The 16,699-nt window shown below is 66.4% G+C and carries 19 protein-coding genes; 11 read left to right on the top strand and 8 right to left on the bottom strand.

The annotated features are described in order from the left end of the window. Positions 1 to 18 precede the first annotated feature (18 nt). Entirely contained in the window at positions 19 to 975 is a 957-nt protein-coding gene (locus tag FOB72_RS22725) for a LysR family transcriptional regulator (protein WP_150374952.1), read from the bottom strand. 91 nt (positions 976 to 1,066) lie between these two features. On the opposite strand from FOB72_RS22725, the gene FOB72_RS22720 reads away from it, so the two are divergent. The 4 genes from FOB72_RS22720 (at position 1,067) to FOB72_RS22705 (ending at position 5,443) form a co-directional block, all read left to right on the top strand. Beyond that, complete coding sequence (locus tag FOB72_RS22720) at positions 1,067 to 2,899, top strand: gamma-glutamyltransferase family protein (protein ID WP_150374951.1); 1,833 nt, start codon at positions 1,067 to 1,069, stop codon at positions 2,897 to 2,899. Between the two features lie 107 nt (positions 2,900 to 3,006). After that, entirely contained in the window at positions 3,007 to 3,984 is a 978-nt protein-coding gene (locus tag FOB72_RS22715) for a Bug family tripartite tricarboxylate transporter substrate binding protein (RefSeq protein ID WP_150374950.1), read from the top strand. Then, entirely contained in the window at positions 3,981 to 4,550 is a 570-nt protein-coding gene (locus FOB72_RS22710) for a GAF domain-containing protein (RefSeq protein ID WP_223851757.1), read from the top strand. Before FOB72_RS22715 ends, FOB72_RS22710 begins: the two co-directional genes overlap by 4 nt. 200 nt (positions 4,551 to 4,750) lie before the next feature. Then, complete coding sequence (locus FOB72_RS22705; protein WP_150374949.1) at positions 4,751 to 5,443, top strand: DUF2968 domain-containing protein; 693 nt, start codon at positions 4,751 to 4,753, stop codon at positions 5,441 to 5,443. Between the two features lie 118 nt (positions 5,444 to 5,561). Here FOB72_RS22705 and FOB72_RS22700 read toward each other — a convergent pair whose 3' ends face one another. After that, the gene (locus FOB72_RS22700; RefSeq protein ID WP_150374948.1) at positions 5,562 to 5,849 is read right to left on the bottom strand and encodes an RNA 2'-phosphotransferase; all 288 of its coding nucleotides are present in this window, start codon (positions 5,847 to 5,849) and stop codon (positions 5,562 to 5,564) included. 243 nt (positions 5,850 to 6,092) lie between these two features. On the opposite strand from FOB72_RS22700, the gene FOB72_RS22695 reads away from it, so the two are divergent. Together FOB72_RS22695 and FOB72_RS22690 are read left to right on the top strand one after the other, a co-directional pair. Beyond that, on the top strand, positions 6,093 to 7,562 hold the full coding sequence (locus FOB72_RS22695; RefSeq protein ID WP_150374947.1) for a PQQ-dependent sugar dehydrogenase: 1,470 nt from the start codon (positions 6,093 to 6,095) through the stop codon (positions 7,560 to 7,562). Positions 7,563 to 7,659: 97 nt separating this feature from the next. After that, positions 7,660 to 8,496 carry an enoyl-CoA hydratase/isomerase family protein gene (locus FOB72_RS22690; RefSeq protein ID WP_150374946.1) on the top strand — a complete coding sequence of 279 codons (837 nt, stop codon included), beginning with the start codon at positions 7,660 to 7,662 and terminating at the stop codon, positions 8,494 to 8,496. A 3-nt stretch (positions 8,497 to 8,499) separates the two neighbouring features. On the opposite strand, the gene FOB72_RS22685 is transcribed toward FOB72_RS22690, so the two are convergent. Together FOB72_RS22685 and FOB72_RS22680 are read right to left on the bottom strand one after the other, a co-directional pair. Continuing rightward, complete coding sequence (locus FOB72_RS22685) at positions 8,500 to 9,222, bottom strand: MgtC/SapB family protein (RefSeq protein ID WP_150374945.1); 723 nt, start codon at positions 9,220 to 9,222, stop codon at positions 8,500 to 8,502. Between the two features lie 91 nt (positions 9,223 to 9,313). After that, positions 9,314 to 10,372, bottom strand: a complete 1,059-nt coding sequence (locus FOB72_RS22680) for an alpha/beta fold hydrolase (RefSeq protein ID WP_150374944.1) — start codon at positions 10,370 to 10,372, stop codon at positions 9,314 to 9,316. Between the two features lie 280 nt (positions 10,373 to 10,652). Between FOB72_RS22680 and FOB72_RS32275 the strand changes: the two genes are divergently transcribed. From FOB72_RS32275 to FOB72_RS22670, 3 genes are all read left to right on the top strand, one after another. Further along, positions 10,653 to 10,796: a hypothetical protein gene (locus FOB72_RS32275; protein WP_191002384.1), complete on the top strand. Its 144-nt coding sequence runs from the start codon at positions 10,653 to 10,655 to the stop codon at positions 10,794 to 10,796. Between the two features lie 97 nt (positions 10,797 to 10,893). Beyond that, positions 10,894 to 11,493, top strand: coding sequence for a sigma-70 family RNA polymerase sigma factor (locus FOB72_RS22675; protein ID WP_150374943.1), 600 nt, complete (start codon positions 10,894 to 10,896; stop codon positions 11,491 to 11,493). 10 nt (positions 11,494 to 11,503) lie between these two features. Continuing rightward, positions 11,504 to 11,746, top strand: a complete 243-nt coding sequence (locus FOB72_RS22670; RefSeq protein ID WP_150374942.1) for a zf-HC2 domain-containing protein — start codon at positions 11,504 to 11,506, stop codon at positions 11,744 to 11,746. A 17-nt stretch (positions 11,747 to 11,763) separates the two neighbouring features. On the opposite strand, the gene FOB72_RS22665 is transcribed toward FOB72_RS22670, so the two are convergent. The 4 genes from FOB72_RS22665 to FOB72_RS22650 are packed head-to-tail and all read right to left on the bottom strand — an operon-like array spanning position 11,764 to position 14,280. Continuing rightward, entirely contained in the window at positions 11,764 to 12,252 is a 489-nt protein-coding gene (locus FOB72_RS22665) for a DoxX family protein (protein ID WP_223851756.1), read from the bottom strand. Between the two features lie 12 nt (positions 12,253 to 12,264). Then, a complete protein-coding gene (locus FOB72_RS22660) occupies positions 12,265 to 13,056 on the bottom strand; it encodes a DNA-binding domain-containing protein (protein WP_191002383.1) in 792 nt (263 codons plus the stop codon). Beyond that, a complete protein-coding gene (locus tag FOB72_RS22655; protein WP_150374940.1) occupies positions 13,043 to 13,996 on the bottom strand; it encodes a DUF692 domain-containing protein in 954 nt (317 codons plus the stop codon). Before FOB72_RS22655 ends, FOB72_RS22660 begins: the two co-directional genes overlap by 14 nt. 26 nt (positions 13,997 to 14,022) lie before the next feature. Then, positions 14,023 to 14,280, bottom strand: a complete 258-nt coding sequence (locus tag FOB72_RS22650; RefSeq protein ID WP_150374939.1) for a DUF2282 domain-containing protein — start codon at positions 14,278 to 14,280, stop codon at positions 14,023 to 14,025. Positions 14,281 to 14,639: 359 nt separating this feature from the next. On the opposite strand from FOB72_RS22650, the gene FOB72_RS22645 reads away from it, so the two are divergent. Beyond that, a complete protein-coding gene (locus FOB72_RS22645) occupies positions 14,640 to 15,005 on the top strand; it encodes a glyoxalase superfamily protein (RefSeq protein WP_150374938.1) in 366 nt (121 codons plus the stop codon). Positions 15,006 to 15,326: 321 nt separating this feature from the next. Then, positions 15,327 to 16,649 (top strand): MFS transporter, encoded by a 1,323-nt coding sequence (locus FOB72_RS22640; RefSeq protein ID WP_223851755.1) that lies wholly within the window; start codon positions 15,327 to 15,329, stop codon positions 16,647 to 16,649. Positions 16,650 to 16,699: the final 50 nt, after the last annotated feature.

Genomic DNA, 16,699 nt, shown 5'->3' with positions numbered 1-16,699 from the left:
GCAGTATATGCGCGATGTCTACGCGACGACCTTCCGTAATGCCGTCACCAGCGCCGACACCACCTCGTTCTGCTCCGCCTGCCGTCGCCACATGATGCCCACGGGCGGCAAGTCCCAGCTCAGCGTATAAGGCAGCACCGCCGCGCCGCCGCCATCGACGAGTTCCGCCGCGACGGACTTGGGGACGATCGTGATCGTCGACGGCTGGCTGCGGAGCAGGGTCGCGGTGGTCTTGATCGAATAGGTCTCCACCGTCGGCAGCGGCGGCGCGACGCCCGCCGTGGCGAACATCGTGTTGATCGTGCGGCGGACCGGCGTATGCGGCGGCGGCAGAATCCAGTCGAGCGCCGCCAGCCGGTGCCAGTCCAGCGCCCCGCGTGCGAGCCGTTCCGCCGCGCCGGCCGGGACCACGAGGACCGGTTCCTCGCGGTAGAGCGGCGCCTGCACGATATCCTCGCCGGGCACATAGAACGACCGCACGATCACGCAATCGAGCTCGTGCAGCCGCAGCGCGTTGACGAGTTCGTCGGTCGTGCCCTCGCGCACCAGTACCGAGAGCCGCGGCTGCTGATCGAGCCCATACGCACACGCGGCATCGAGCACGGGCCGCGACACGTATGGAATGACCCCTAGCCGCAACCGCCCGCGCAGTCCCGCCTCGATCGCCGTGAGCTCGCGCCCGAGCGCCTCCGCTTCCGCGAGCGACACGCGCGCGTGCGCCAGCACGGCGCTGCCCGTGGCCGTCGGTTCCAGCCCGCGCCGGGTGCGCTCGAACAGCGGCGTCATGAAGATGTCCTCGATCTCGCGCAGTGCCTTGGTGACCGCCGGTTGCGAAAGATCGAGTTCGGCCGCCACCCGCGATACGGAGCGCTGCCGCTCCAGCGCGAGCAGCAGCGGCAGATGCCGCAGTCTGAGCCGGGAGACGACGTTGTGCAGCAACTGGTCGGAGGTATGGGGTGCGGAACGTGGCGGCATAACCAAATAGTAATACCACAATAAGAAGATCGCACGAACAGGTTATTCGCTAGTCCTATACTCGAGACATTCATACAGAATCATTTCGCCCATGTTCACTACCCGCCCGGAAATCGTCGGAACCTTCGGTGTGGCCGCGTCCACGCACTGGCTGGCCACGCAGACCGCCATGGGCGTGCTCGAGCGCGGCGGCAATGCGTTCGACGCCGCCGTCGCGGCGGGTTTCGTGCTGCAGGTGGTGGAGCCGCATCTGAACGGCCCGGGTGGCGAGGTGCCCATCCTGTTCTGGAGCGAACGCGACCGCGCCGTGCGTTCGGTCTGCGGCCAGGGCCCGGCGCCGGCCCTCGCGGACCCGGATGCCATGCGGGCCATGGGCCTCGAGATGATGCCCGGCATCGGGCTGATGCCCGCCACCGTGCCGGGCGCATTCGGCGCCTGGATGACGATGCTGCGCGACCACGGTACGTGGACCGTCGCGCAGGTGCTCGAGCCTGTGATCGGCTACGCGCGCAACGGCTTCCCGCTCGTGCCGCGCATCTCGCAGGCCATTCTCGCCGTGCAGTCGCTGTTCCGCGACGAGTGGCATAGCTCGGCCGAGACGTGGCTGCCCGACGGCAAGGTGCCGCGCCCCGGCAGCCTCCACACGCTGCCCGTGCTCGCGGGCACCTACACGCGCATCGTCGAAACCGCCATGGGCGCGGCCGACACGCGCGAAGCGCAGATCGACGCGGCCATGGACTGCTGGTATCGCGGCTTCGTCGCCCAGGAAATCGATACGTATTGCCGCACCACGCCGGTGCGCGACACGACGGGCGAGCGCCACAAGGGCCTGCTCCGCTACGACGATATGGCTGCCTTCGCGCCGACCGTCGAAGCGCCGGCCACGATGGACTTCGGCCGCTACACGGTGGCCAAGTGCGGCATCTGGAGCCAGGGCCCCGTGTTCCTCCAGCAGCTCGGCATGCTTCGCCATGCGGGACTGGAAGCCCATGCGCCGACCTCGCTCGAGTTCGTGCACCGTGTGGCGGAAGCCGCCAAGCTCGCGATGGCGGACCGCCTCGCATGGTATGGCGACCCCGACTTCGTCCCCTCGCAACTGGCCGCGCTGCTGGACCCCGCATACCTCGCCGCGCGCGCGGCGCGCATCGGCATCCACGCCGCGACGGCCATCGACGCCGGCACGTTGCTCAACGGCCTTGCGCCGCGCCTGCCGGACCTCGGCGTGGCCGAGCGCACGCTGGCCACGGCCGACGTGCGCTTTGGCATCGGCGAGCCGACCTTCGCCTCGCTGCCCCCGGTGAGCGAATGGGCCGAACGCGAACTGTTCGTCGGCGACACCTGCCATATCGACGTGATCGACCGCCACGGCAATATGGTCGCGGCCACGCCGTCGGGCGGCTGGCTGTCGTCGAGCCCGACCATTCCGTCGCTCGGCTTCGCCCTGAATACGCGCCTGCAGATGACGTGGCTCGAGCCGGGCCTGCCCAATTCGCTGGCGCCGGGCAAGCGGCCGTGCACCACGCTGTCGCCGTCGCTCGCGCTGCGCGACGGCGAGCCGTACATGGTGTTCGGCACGCCCGGTGGCGATCAGCAGGATCAGTGGTCGCTGGCATTCTTCCTGCGCCATGCCGTGCATGGCATGAATCTGCAGGAAGCGATCGACGCGCCGGCCTGGCATATCGACCATTTCCCGGGCTCGTTCTGGCCGCGCCAGACCGTGCTCAACCGCCTGAGCGTGGAAGGCCGGCTGCCGGCGGAAACCATCGCCGGCCTGCGCGAGCGCGGGCACGAGGTGCGGGTGGGCGACGACTGGTCAGAGGGCCGCATGTCGGCCGCCACGCGCGAGCGTGACGCCCGGGGACGATTGGTGCTGCGCGCGGGTGCGAATGCGCGCGGCATGCAGGGATACGCGGTCGGCCGGTGAGCCGGACGCGCGAAGCACATAACGACAACAAGAGACAACTCAGAGAAAACCCGCGGCAATCCGTCGATACAAGCAAGGCGTGCCGCAACACGACAGGGAGTTGAAACATGAGGTCCGTAGTCAAGAGCCTGCTGCGCGGTATGGCCGCGATGGCAATGTGCATGGCCACCGCCGCGGGTGCGGCCGATGCGTATCCGACCAAGCCGATCACGCTGATCGTGCCCTGGGCAGCGGGTGGGTCCACGGACATCCTCGCGCGCGTGCTGTCGGAACACCTGACGAAGTCGCTGGGCCAGCCCGTGATCGTCGACAACCGGCCGGGCGCGTCGGGCAATATCGGCTCGGCATTCGTGGCGCGCGCGCAGCCGGACGGCTACACGCTGCTGGTGGGCTCGATGAGCACGCACGCGATGAACCCCGCGCTGATGCCCAAGATGCCGTTCAAGGGCGTGGAAGACTTCACGCCGCTGGGTCTGCTGGCCTACGTGACCAACACGATGGTCGTGCATCCGTCGGTGCCGGTGAAGAGCGTGAAGGAGCTGATCGACTACGCCAAGGCGCATCCGGGCAAGATCGCGTACGCCTCGGCCGGATCGGGTTCGACCAACCACCTGAGCGCCGTGCTGTTCGCGAAGATGGCCGGTATCGAGATGCTGCACGTGCCGTACAAGGGCGGCGCGCCGGCGGTGGTCGACCTCGTGGCGGGCCAGACCCAGCTGCTGTTCTCGGCCGGCACGCAGACGCTGCCGCACGTGAACGCGGGCAAGCTGCGCCTGCTGGCGGTAACGGAGGCCAAGCGCTCGCCGCTGCTGCCGAATGTGCCGACGGTGGCCGAGACGCTGCCCGGCTATGAGCTGTCGGTCTGGTACGGCGCGTTCGGCCCCAAGGGCATGAACCCCGATCTGGTCAAGCGCCTGAACGCCGAGATCAACAAGGTGATGACGCTGCCGGAAGTCAAGGCGCAGATGGACAAGATTGGCGTGGAGACGGCGACGTCGACGCCGCAGGAGTTCGGCAAGATCCTGCGCCGCGACGCGGACCGCTACGGCAAGCTGATCCGCGAGCTGGGCATTCAGGCGGAATGATGGCCGGCCGCATGATGGGCGTCGATACGTACGTCAGTGACGCCGCGGACGGCCGCGACGATAGCGACGAGCTGGTCCTGCTCACCATCGGTCAGGTCGGCCGGCTGTGCGAGGCGTTGCGGGGCGCCGCCAGCCCGGCCGACGTGTTCGACACGGTGGGCAGGGCCACGCTTGCGCTCCTCGGGCCCGGCCTGCTGACCATCAACGCCTGGCATGCCGAGGCCGCGACGATCGAACGGCTCTGGTCCTCGGACCCGGCCGCCTACCCCGTCGGCGGCACCAAGGCCAAGGGCGATACGCCGTGGACGCGGCAGTTGCTGCAGCGCGGCGAAGTGTTCGTGGGCGAGGGCGATGAAGCGCTGTCGGCGGTATTCGACGATATCGCCCTGATTCGCGAGCTCGGGCTGCGCGGCGTGGTCAATGTGCCGCTATGCCACGGCGGCCGCGTGGTCGGGACGTTCAATTACCTGGCGGACGTCGAAGGCTGGCGCGCCGCGCAGGTGGCCATGCTGCAATGGCTTGGCCAGCTGGCGCTGCCCGGCGTACTCGGGCTGAAAGACCGATAACCCTGTCCGGTTCCGATCCTCCAGATTCCCCTAGTGTGGCGCGATTGCAAAAATCAACCACGGAACGGTCATTTCTGACAAAATCCGCTCCTTGGGCCTAAAGCTATCAGAATGCCCAGCCGTTAATACGCCGAGTCCGAGTCTGCACGGCGTGGTTTGCCCTGCGATGACGGGGCCTTTCCGAATGGGGGAATAGGGATATGACGAAGTTCATGGGTCGATCGGAGGCCGTATCGGGCTTTGCCGTCGCGATGCTGCTGGCGGCGGGTCAGACGGCATTCGCGCAGGGCGTCGCTGCCCAGAACAAGGATCCATCGGCACAACAATCGGCGCAACAATCTGCACAACAACCGGTCGTGGTCGCCGTGGATGCCAGCAGCGCCGGCACCGCTCAGGAACTGCAGCAGCGCATCGGCGGCGGTACCGTCGCGGCGCTGCGCAAGACCGCCAACGGCAGCTACGAAGCGCAGCTGCTGTTCGATCGCCAGCTCGGCAAGTACTACGTCGCGCTGCTCCAGCAGCAGAACTACTGGCGCGTGATTCGCACCGGCGACGAGGTGCGCGCCAACGCCAACTACGCGATGTTCGTGCGCCAGACGGAGCGGCTCGCGGACGTGGAAATGCAGCGTGCGCGCGTGGAAACGCAAAAGACGCAGGTCGTGCAGAAGCTGGTTGCCGCGCGCGAGGTGGAGCGGCGCCTCGAGGCCGATATCGGGGTTGCGCAGGAGCAGGCCCGGCTTGCGGCCGAACGCGGCCAGGAAGAACGCAGCCTGGTGCAGGACCTGCAGGCACAGCAGGATGCCGCGCAGGCCGAGCTCAAGGAAACGATGAGCCGTATCGCGCGCCTGCAGCAGCAGGAAAAGGCCAGCGGCACGGTGACGCGCACGCGGTGATCCGCCTCGGCTTGCCGAGGAAGCATCGCCAACGAAGCATCGCCAACGAAGCATCGCCAAAGAAGCATGGCCAAAAAACGCCGGACCCCTGGGTCCGGCGTTTTTTTCTTTGCGCATCTCAGCGGATAAAGCAGGCCGGCACGTGCTCGGTCAGCCAGTTGCCGTCGGCATCCTGATAGAAACGAAATCCCTGGTCGTGCATGCGCAACGCATGCACCGTCAGCACGACGCCCTGTCCGTAACGCTGTCCCACCACGGCCGCACGATGCGGATCCTGCGCAAGATGGACATGGCGGCGTGACCCCGGCAGCAATCCCTGCGCGAGAATCGATGGAATAAATCGGTTGGCGGTGCCGTGAAACAGCATGTGCGGCGGCATGGCGGGCTTTGAATCGTCAGGAATCATTGCGTGTGCTGTCCGTCTGGAAAATATCGACGATGGTACAGACGCGCCGCGCGTTCATTTCAATCCAGATCAATTGGCGACCATATTCGACGAATCGTGGTCGGTAAATTGCTTGAGTCGAGCGCTCCCTTCCTACCCGTGCACGCGGGGCCGACGTTTAAACGCTTGTATCTGGATTCGATGTAAATCTGTCCTGCATTTATTTCATTTTGCAGCGGAATATCCTTTTTCAAGGAGGCGGTCATGCTTACCGTAATCCGGCAGTTTTCGTGTCTCGTTCTCGGTGCCTGCGTGTTGTGGCTGGCCGGTTGCGGAGGGGGCGGCGACGGCGGCGCCGCCGGTACGCCGGGCGGCCCGGCCGATCCCGGTTCGCCCGGCGGTGGCGGTACCGGCACGCTCGCGGTGTCGGTGTCGGGGTTGCCCACCGGCACCCCGGCCAATGTGTCCGTGACGGGGCCGGGCGGATTCACTCGCGCGCTGACGGCCTCGGCCACACTGACGGGGCTGGCGGCGGGCACCTATACGGTTGCGAGCGACAACGTGCTCAACGGGACCTCGCTCTATAGCGCGGCGCAGCCGAGCCAGACGGCGAGCGTGGGCGCCGGGGCATCGCCGTCGGTGACCGTGGCCTATGGTGCGCCGCAGACATTCCGCCTTGCGCTGACGACCGTGGCGTCGGGCCTGACGTCGCCGATCTTTCTGACCGCGCCGGCCAACGATCCGCGGCTGTTCGTGGTCGAGCGGGCGGGGCGCATCCGCATCCTGCCGAACGGTACGGCGCCGGCCACGCCGCTGGCCACGCCGTTCCTCGATATCTCGGCGCTGACCACGACCGATGGCGAGCGCGGCCTGCTGTCGATGGCGTTCGATCCCGACTATGCAACAAACGGCCGCTTCTACGTCTACTACACGGCCGCCGACGGGGCGATTACCGTGGCGCGCTATCAGGTCTCGACCGGCAACGCCAATGTGGCCAATGGCACGGGCACGGTCCTGCTGTCGATTCCGCATCCGGGCCAGTCGAACCACAACGGCGGGCAGCTCGCATTCGGTCCCGACGGCATGCTGTACCTGGCGACCGGCGACGGCGGCGGGTCGAACGATCCCGCCAACAATGCGCAGAACACCGCATCGCTGCTGGGCAAGGTCATTCGCATCGACGTGCGCGGCACCGGCTATGCGGTGCCGCCCGGCAATCCGTTTGCCAATGGCGCGGGCGGCCGTGCCGAGATCTGGGCGCGGGGATTGCGCAATCCGTGGCGGTTCTCGTTCGATACCGACGGGCTGCTGTATATCGCGGATGTGGGCGAGGGGGCGCGCGAGGAAGTCAACGTGCAGCCCGCGACGGCCGGCGGTCTCAACTATGGGTGGGATCGCATCGAGGGCACCGCGTGCGTGGGGGCCGCGACGTGCGACACCACCGGGCTGACGCCGCCCGCGTTCGAGTACAGCCATGCGGATGGCGGGTGCGCGATCCTTGGCGGCTACGTGTATCGGGGCAGTGCGGTGCCCGAGTTGCGGGGGCGCTATTTCTACACCGATCTGTGCACGGGACGGTTGCAGAGCTTTGCCTATCGCGACGGGGTGGTGACGGAGTCGGTGGACTGGTCGCTGCCGCTGCCCGGGACCGTGTTCTCTTTCGGGGCCGATGCGGCGCGCGAACTTTATGTGCTGAGCAATGGACAGGTGCTGCGCGTGGCGCGCGGGAGCTGATGCGGCGGTGAGGTACACCGCGCTACGACTTTGGGATTGTTGACTTTTGACCTGTCGGCGCCAATGCTTCGATGACTTCGTTGAACGGAGGATCGACATGACGCAGCAATTCCGGATCACGCGCGAGACGCCCGCGTACTGGCGCGTGACGATCGACAATCCGCCGTTCAATATCTATGGGCCCGATTCGATGCCGCAGTTGAACGCGGTGGTCACCGAGATCGAGAACGATCCGAACCTCAAGGTGGTCGTGTTCGACAGCGCGGTGCCGGGCTTCTTTCTCACGCATTACGATTTCAAGCCGCCGCTCGAGGCCACCACGCGCATGCCGCCGGGGCCCACGGGGTTACCGCCGTTGCCCGATATGCTCGTGCGGTTGTCCCGCTCTGCCGTCGTGTCGATCGTGTCGATTCGCGGGCGGGCGACGGGTGTGGGCAGCGAGCTGGCGCTGGCCGCCGATATGCGGTTTGCCAGCCGCGAAAAGGCGGTGCTGTCGCAGTTCGAGATCGGTGCTGGTTTCGTTCCCGGCGGCGGGCCGATGGCGCGGTTGCCGCGGTTGATGGGACGCGGCCGCGCGCTGGAGATTCTATTGAGCGGCAACGATATCGATGGCGATGTCGCGGAGCGCTATGGGTATGTCAATCGATCGCTGCCGGACGCGGAGCTCGATGCGTTCGTCGATGCGCTCGCGCGCCGCATCTCCACATTCGACAAGCAGTCCATCGGGCAGATCAAGCGGCTCGTCGATCATGCGAGCCTGCCGCCGGACGACGATATCGGGGCCGAATGGGAGGCGTTTATCGCTTCGGTGCAGCGGCCGGCGGCGCAGCACCATATCGGCAAGCTCATGGAGCTGGGTCTGCAGCAGACGCCCGATGTGGAAATCCACCTCGCCCGTTACACGGGGCAGGTGAATCTGCCTGACGGCAAGTAGCGTTCACTCGGTCGTGCTGGCGTTCCAGAATGCCTGCGTGACCGCGCTCGACGCCGCCAGTTCGGCGACGATCCGGTCGAGCGTGTCGCCGTCGACGGACGTGGCGGCCAGCCTGGCTTCGATCTGCACGTCCTGCTCGCCAAACGCTTCCACCTCGAGGTCGCTGGCCGGATGGCCGATGGCTTCGAGCGCGTCCTCGAGCAGGCGCATGACTTCCTTCTGCCGCGCGCGGGAGGCGATGACGTGGATCGAATGCGCGACTTCCACCGCGGGCGTGTCGAGCGGCTGACGGTTGATACGGTCGGCCATCGGGCGCAGGAGGGTGTTGGCCGCGAGGATGAACGCGCAACCGACGGCCGCTTCCAGAATCAGGTCGGCGCCCGCGCAGGCACCCACGGCCGCCGAGCACCATAGCGTGGCCGCGGTATTGAGGCCGCGCACGTTGCCTTCCTCGCGCATGATCACGCCGGCGCCCAGGAAACCGATGCCCGACACCACGTAGGCAATCACGCGCACCGCACCGTCATGGCCCGCGATATGGTTCGCCAGATCCACGAATATCGCCGCGCCGAGCGCCACCAGCACATTGGTCCGCAGTCCCGCCGTGCGCTGGCGGTACTGCCGCTCGTACCCGATGACGGCACCCAGCACGAACGCCGAGGCGAGGCTGATGGCAGTGTCCAGCAGGGATTGCGGGTTGACGTTCTGGAAGGCTTCGAGGGACATGGGCGGGTGCTGTGCGGAGCCGGGATTGGGCCGCATTGTGGCACAGCACGATGACAGTCCCTCACCCGAAGGCGAGGGCCGGGCTACAGGCTCAGGCCGCCCACTTGTCCACGTCCAGCACGGCCTGCGCAAACGCGGCCGGCGCTTCCTGCGGCAGGTTGTGCCCCACGCCGCCGCCGATGTCCCGATGCTCGTACTTGCCCGTGTACTTGCTGCGATAGGCGCTGGGCGCCGGATGCGGCGCGCCGTTGGCATCGCCCTCCATCGTGATCGACGGCACGCCGATCGTCGGCCCCGCGGCCAGCTTCTTCTCGATATCGTCGTACTTGGCCTCGCCCTCGGCCAGGCCCATGCGCCAGCGGTAGTTGTGGATCGTGATCGCGACGTGATCGCGGTTGTCGAACGCCGCGGCGCTGCGGTTGAACGTCGCGTCGTCGAACTTCCACTTCGGCGAGGCCAGTTGCCAGATCAGCTTGGCGAACTGGTGCGTGTACTTTTCATAGCCGAGGCGGCCGCGATCGGTCGCGAAGTAGAACTGGTACCACCATTGCAGTTCGGCTTCCGGCGGCAGCGGCTGCTTGCCCGCGGCCTGGCTGCCGATCAGGTAGCCGCTCACGGCCACGAGGCCGCGGCAACGCTCGGGCCACAGCGCGGCGAGGATGTCCGCGGTGCGGCCGCCCCAGTCATAGCCGGCCACGACGGCCGTCTTGATCTTGAGCGCATCCAGCAGGGCGATCGCATCGACGGCGATGGCCGCGGGCTCGCCATTGCGGGGCGTGTCGGCGGACAGGAACGTCGTGGTGCCGAAGCCGCGCAGGAACGGCATGATCACGCGATACCCGCGCGCGGCCAGCAGCGGGGCGACGTCGGCAAAGCTGTAGATGTCGTACGGCCAGCCATGCAGCAGCAGCGCCACCGGACCGTCGGCCGGACCGGCTTCGGCATAGCCGACGTTGAGGGCACCCGCCTGGATCTGCTTGATCGGCCCCAGCGACGTATGCGTGCCCGGCGTGGTCGGCGCCACGGGCGCGGCCTTCGGGAGCGCGCTCTGCGCCTGGGCGGCCTGCATCAGGCCAAACTGCGCGGCCGCCAGCGACAGCGCCGCGGTACCCAGAAAGCCTCGGCGAGGCAGGTCGATCTTGTCCGTCATGTTTTTCTCCAGTTGTGCCTGATGGGGTGTGCCGCAGTGGGCGATCGCATGAAACTGAACTGGAGTCTGGCGGCCGATCGCAAGCGGCATGTGTCAAATCCCGGCCGATTTGTATCGCCGTGTATTAGCCGATTCGCCACACATATGACGATACACACGCCCCCCGAACTCCGTACGGGAGGCGGGCGCGCGGGCTTTGGCCTGAAAGTTGCTTGAAAGAAATCACGCCGCGCGGGGGGCCGCCCGGCGCACCAACTTTGCGCTTTCACTGGGGTCAGCCATGAAGCCACATATCCAGCATTCCGCCCGCAACTATCGCGGGCCATGTCATGAGCACGGCGTTCGCTACAAGGCAGCGCTGCTGACGGTCGTCTGTGCGACCGGCGTCCTGTACGCCGCGTTGTCGTGGTGGACGGCCGTGTAGCCTAGCGCCGACAGCGAGTGGCACCGCGCGATCGCTAACGGGTATCATGGCGATCGTCGCGGCATGGGTGGATCGTGCCGAATCAGAAGAAGAGCAAATGGCACCGTCTATCGCGGGTATCGACCCCAACGAACTCGAGTCTGTCCGGCCGTACCTGCTGCGTTTTGCGCGGCTGCAGCTGCGTGACGACACGCTGGCAGAGGACACGGTGTCGGAGACCATCCTCGCCGCGCTCGAGCATCCCGAGCGGTTCGCCGGCCAGTCCGCGCTGCGGACATACCTGGTCGGCATTCTCAAGCACAAGATCGTGGACCTGCTGCGCAGCGGCAAGCGCGAGGTGCGCATTGCGCTGGCGTCCGGCGAGGACGGCGAGTCCCAGTCCGAAGACGATGCGTTCGATGCGTTGTTCTCGCGCAATGGCCACTACCAGCATCCGCCGTCGGACTGGGGCGATCCGGACCGGACGTTCGAGCGGCGCGAGTTTTTCGAGATCCTGCAGGTCTGCGTGGACAAGCTGCCCGCCAAGGCCGGCCGCATTTTCATGATGCGGGAGTGGCTGGAACTCGAAACCGAAGAAATCTGTCAGGATTTGAAGATCAGCGCGACCAACGCATGGGTGATGCTGTATCGCGCCCGCATGCGTCTGCGTGAATGCCTCGAACTGAACTGGTTCGGGGAGCGCGGCGCGTCACGCTGACAGGACTCACATGCCAGATTCGCCGGACTTTCCGCACGGCCCCCGCAAACGCCTGCTCCCGAAATGCGAGGAGGTGCACTTCCTGACCATGAAGGGGATGGACCAGCCGCTCTCGTGGGTGGAGCGTGCCCGCGTGCGCATGCATCTGGCCATCTGCGATGCCTGCACGAACTTCAACGGGCAGATGCGGCTGATGCGCAGGGCCATGCGCAAGCTCGGCCAGCAGGAGCCGGCCGAGCGCGACGGCGATTGAAGGCCGCCGTCCGGGACTCAGCGCCGGCGGCGCAGCGCGTCGAGGCTCAGGCGCCCGCCACCGGCCGTCAGCGGCACCAGCAGGAGCATGCCCCAGTAGAGGTGGCTCTGGATCGCCGCGGGACATTCGAACGTCCACAACTCCGGATACGAGATCACCGCCATCAGGTTCACCGCGAAGAGGCCCAGCGCGGCCGGACGCGAGAACAATCCCACGAATAGCAGCAGCGGAAACGCGAGTTCGCCGAACGTCCCGAACACCGCCGCGACATCGGGCGGCAGCAGCGGCACGTGGTACTCGTCGTGGAAGAGGGCGAGCGTCGAGCCCCAGTCCATGAGCTTGAGCTTGCCCGAGGCAAAGAACTGCCAGCCGACGTACACGCGAATGCCAAGCAGCAGCAGGGACAGTCCCCAGTCGCCGAGCCATTGCTCCACATACTGGCGGGTGCGCTGCAGGGTGCCGGCCTGCGAACCGTCGTTCGGGGAGGGTTGGGTCATCGTGTTCATGTCTGGATCCTTTCAGGACGCGCGGCGCAGCATGCCGGCATGAAGCCAGCGCGAAAGTGCTGCCGCGGGATGGAATTGACGGTCGAGGCTGGCGGCACGCTGCAATAGCGCGCCGAGCGGCATGGGGCTGTCGACGTGGGTCGATATCAGCGAGGCCAGTGCAACCGCCTCTGCCGCGGAAGCGGGCAGCACGTTCACGCGCCAGTCCGGGCGCACGACGATGCCCGCGCTTGCGACGTGCGGGTCTTCGGGCAATGCGGGGCCGTCGGGCTGATGGGCGCGCCAGATCGAGACCGCATCCCATGGCGAGGTGAACGGCCGCGTGCATGACGTGAGTGCAACGGGCATGGCCGCGACGGTGTCCGGCGACAGCGACGCGATGTCGTCGACGGTCAGCGGCGTTTCGTCCGGCGCGTAATACGCGGCGTGGCACTGCCATTCGAGCCGCGCGACGTCCGGTATGTACGGATATGGCGCGACGGGATCGAACGTTCGCAGGAAGTCGCCGAACGCGCCGCCATAGCGATGCAGATCCGGATCCTGCGACGGATGGGCTTGCCGGTACACGTCGCTCAGCGCTTCGAAGAACTCGTCGCCGAGCAGCGCGCGTACGACCGGGTACGCATTGCCGAGCACGGACAGCGCGGTGGCCTGCTGGTTGCCGCGGTAGTAGCGCATCCGGCTGCGTACCGCATCCGCGTCGCCATCGAAGATCGCGAGGCAGGCGGACGCGGTTTCCGTGTCGAGCCGGGGCGCGACGATCGCCTGCGCGAACATCTGCTGCAAGGCGTCAGGCGATGGCATGGCCAGTCTCCTTTGCGATGCGCGGGCCGACAGCATGGGGACGCATCGCATGCCAGGCGTGATCGATCGCACGGCGCCGCTCTTCCAGCAGGACGTCGAGCGGCGGCACGTCGGTGTCCCATTCGATGAGCGTCGGAATGGCCACGCCTTCGCCGCAGCAGAGCTTGCGCAGGGCGGCTTCGTACAGCGCCCAGACCGGTTCCGCCACGGGCGCGCCATGGTGGTCGATGAGCACGCGTCCGGTAGCGTCGTCGCCGGCGGCAAGATGCCCCGCCACATGGATCTCGCCGATCGTGCCGGCGGGCAGTTCCGCAAGATCGTCGAGCGCGCATTGGGCGTCCTCCGCGTGATTGAACTGATTCACGTAGAGGTTGTTGATATCGAGCAGGATGCCGCAGCCCGTACGCCGCGCCAGCGCTGCCAGAAATTCGGTTTCGCGCATCTGGTCGTCGCGATAACGCAGGAACGTGGAGACGTTCTCGACGAGAATCCGCCGCCGCAGCCGCGACTGCATGCGGTCCACGCGGTCGGCCATCAGCGCGAGCGCGTCTTCCGTCAGCGGCAATGGCAGCAGGTCGTTGAACTGATGTCGTGCGACACGGTTCCAGCACAGGTGCTCGGAAACGAGCGCCGGTTCCACGCGCTCGACGAGCGCGGCAATGCGTTCCAGATGCGGCGTGAAGTGATCGTCGCCGGCGGAGCCGAGCCCCAGTCCCACGCCATGGAGGCTCAGCGGATAGTCGGACCGCAGGGTTTCCAGGACGCGGATGTCCCGTCCGCCCGCGCCAAGATAGTTCTCGGTATGTACCTCGAACCAGTCGACGCGATCGGCATCGTGGCGCCGGGCCAGCACTTCGGCATAGAGCGAAGTGCGCAGCCCGATACCGAAGCCAAGATCGCCGGGCGCGGCGGGAAGGTGCGATAGGACGCGCGAGGTCATGATGAGGCTCCGCCAGGCGACGCGTCTTACTTGGCGGCGCTCAGCTTGCCACCCATCTGTGCGCAGGTGCCCTTGGCGACGAACTTCCAGTCCTTGGGGTCCTTGTCGGCCTTCGACTGGCCCGCGCACGAGTGGCTGCCCGAGCTGCTCGCGCAGTCGTTCTGCCCGGCCATGGCGACGCCGTAGCACTTTTCCTTGTCGGCATTGGCGTCGGCGGCATGCGCGACACCCGCCGAGAACAGACCGACGAGGGCGGCGGCAACGAGTGCGGATTGCTTGTTCATGGTGAAGACTCCTTGGTGTGTGTCATTGCCGCGCGGCAACACGAATGGAAGTCCGTCGCGGCGACCGTCGGCGACGATCTGGACGGTAGTCGGAGCCTTCTATGCTTTCCTTACACGCGTCGCGAATATTTTTTTCGCGGTTGCACGATGCGCGCTCGGATCCGCGTGGCGGCGTAGACGAGTACGCCCGAGATGGGCGATGAAAGGGAAGTGTAAGGCGAGCGCAAGCGCGACGATAGCACCCCCCCGCTGCAGCATGTCTCCCATCGAAGTGGGGTGTTGCATGGCTCGGACGTTTGTCCGTGGCCTCCTTGTCTCGGTACTATCGGGCTCTTGCCAAACCTTTCCCTTGTGATGCCATGCAACTGTCCGCCGCGGTGCCGATCCTCCGGATCTTCTCGGTCGAGAAGGCCAGGGAGTTCTACCTCGATTTCCTCGGCTTCACGCTCGACTGGGAGCACCGGTTCGAGCCGGAGCTGCCCATCTATATGCAGGTGCGCCGCTCGGGTTTGACGCTGCACCTGAGCGAACACTACGGCGACGCCACGCCGGGCTCGACGGTGTTCGTGCCGATGGAAGACATCGACGCATTCCATCGGGAGCTGATCGCAAAACAGTACGGCTACGCGCGCCCCGGCATCGAGTCGCTGGGCTGGGGCCGGCAGATGCAGATCGCCGATCCGTTCGGAAACCGGCTGCGGTTCTGCGAGTTGTCCGGGGATTGAGGGCCCGCGTCCGGGGTTCGCTGACCTGGCGGACGCAAGACTGCCGACCGGACGCTACGGGAGTTTCCCAATAGGGAAAACTCTCGTCGAAGGCAGGACCGGGGTTCCGGCACCGCGATCGTGGTGCCAGCCCGCACTTCTCTAGTGCTCTCCGCACTCAAATTGCGCTTTTTCTCCGCTGTTTCCCGCGTTTTCAAGTGACGCGCCATAGGTCCGCGGGGCCTCATGTTCCCGGTTTCCCATATAGAACGTCGGGTGGCACAGGTTGTGCATATGGGAAACATCGGGAAACTTTTTGGGAAACCCTAGGGGAGTGCCACCGTGACCTATCCAGCAGCCATGTCGACGCCGGTCCAGCCGGCCGCTACCGACGAATCCAACCTCACCCGCGTGCTGTTCGCCAGTTCCGTCGGGACCATCATCGAATGGTATGACTTCCTGATCTACGGCACCGCGGCCGCGCTGATCTTCAACAAGCTGTTCTTTCCCGCCGCCGATCCGATGCTGGGCACGCTGGCGGCGCTCGGCAGCGCGGCCGTCGGCTTCCTCGCGCGTCCGTTCGGCGGCGCGGTGTTCGGGTTCATGGGCGACCGGCTCGGCCGCAAGTCGATGCTGCTGATGTCGCTGCTGCTGATGGGCGTCGGCACGTTTGCCATCGGCCTGCTGCCGACGTACCAGCAGATCGGCGTCTGGGCCCCCGTGCTGCTCGTGCTGCTGCGCATCGTGCAGGGCATCGGGCTCGGCGGCGAGTGGGGCGGGGCCGCATTGATGGTGCTCGAGCACTCGCCGAAGCACCGGCGCGGGTTGTACGGCAGCCTCGTGCAGGTCGGCTTTCCGCTTGGCCTGATTCTCTCCACCGCCGTGTTCTGGGCCGTGTCCTCGCTGCCCGAGGAAGCGCTGATGAGCTGGGGCTGGCGCGTGCCGTTCCTGCTGAGCATCGTGCTGGTGGGCCTCGGCAGCTTCGTGCGCATGCGCATCACGGAATCGCCGGTGTTCGAGGAAATGAAGGCGAAGAACGAGCTTGCGGCCAATCCGCTCAAGGAAGTCTTCACGCGCCACCGCAAGTCGTTCCTCGTGGCCATCGGCCTCAAGCTGTGCGAGGTGTCGTGGGTCTACCTGCTGACCGTATTCCTGGTTGTCTATGCCACGACGCACCTCGGCTTGCCCAAGAAGATGCTGCTCAACGCGATCTTTATCGCGGCCGTGATCGAGGTGTTCATCATGCCGCTGTTCGGGCTGCTGGCGGACCGCATCGGACGCCGTCCGCTGTTCTTCATCGGCACGGCCTTCACGATCCTGTTTGCCTACCCGATGTTCTGGATGGTCGATACCCGCGATCCGACGCTGATCGTCGCGGCAATCTCGATGGGCCTGATTCTTGGCCAGGGGATGATGTTCAGTATCGAGGCAACGTACTTCCCCGAGCTGTTCGGCGCGCGGGCACGTTACACCGGCGCTTCGTTCGGCTTTCAGGTGGCGGCAGCGATCGGGGGCGGCCTCACGCCGATCTTCGCGACCGTGCTCGTGGAGAAGCTCGGCGGTACCGCGGGGGTCTCGATGCTGCTGATCGGGGTGGCGATCGTCACGCTGGTCGCGGCCCTGTTTGCCCGGGAGACGCGCAACGATTCGATCCGCGAGGCGTGACATCGCCTGCAGGCTGCGCTAGACTAAAGTTTCCCATGGGGAAACCATGG

The sequence above is a fragment of the Cupriavidus pauculus genome, assembly GCF_008693385.1.
Classification (GTDB): Bacteria; Pseudomonadota; Gammaproteobacteria; order Burkholderiales; family Burkholderiaceae; genus Cupriavidus; species Cupriavidus pauculus_D.
The sequence above is the reverse complement of the archived record's forward strand: the minus strand, read 5'-3'. Positions and strand labels throughout refer to the sequence as shown.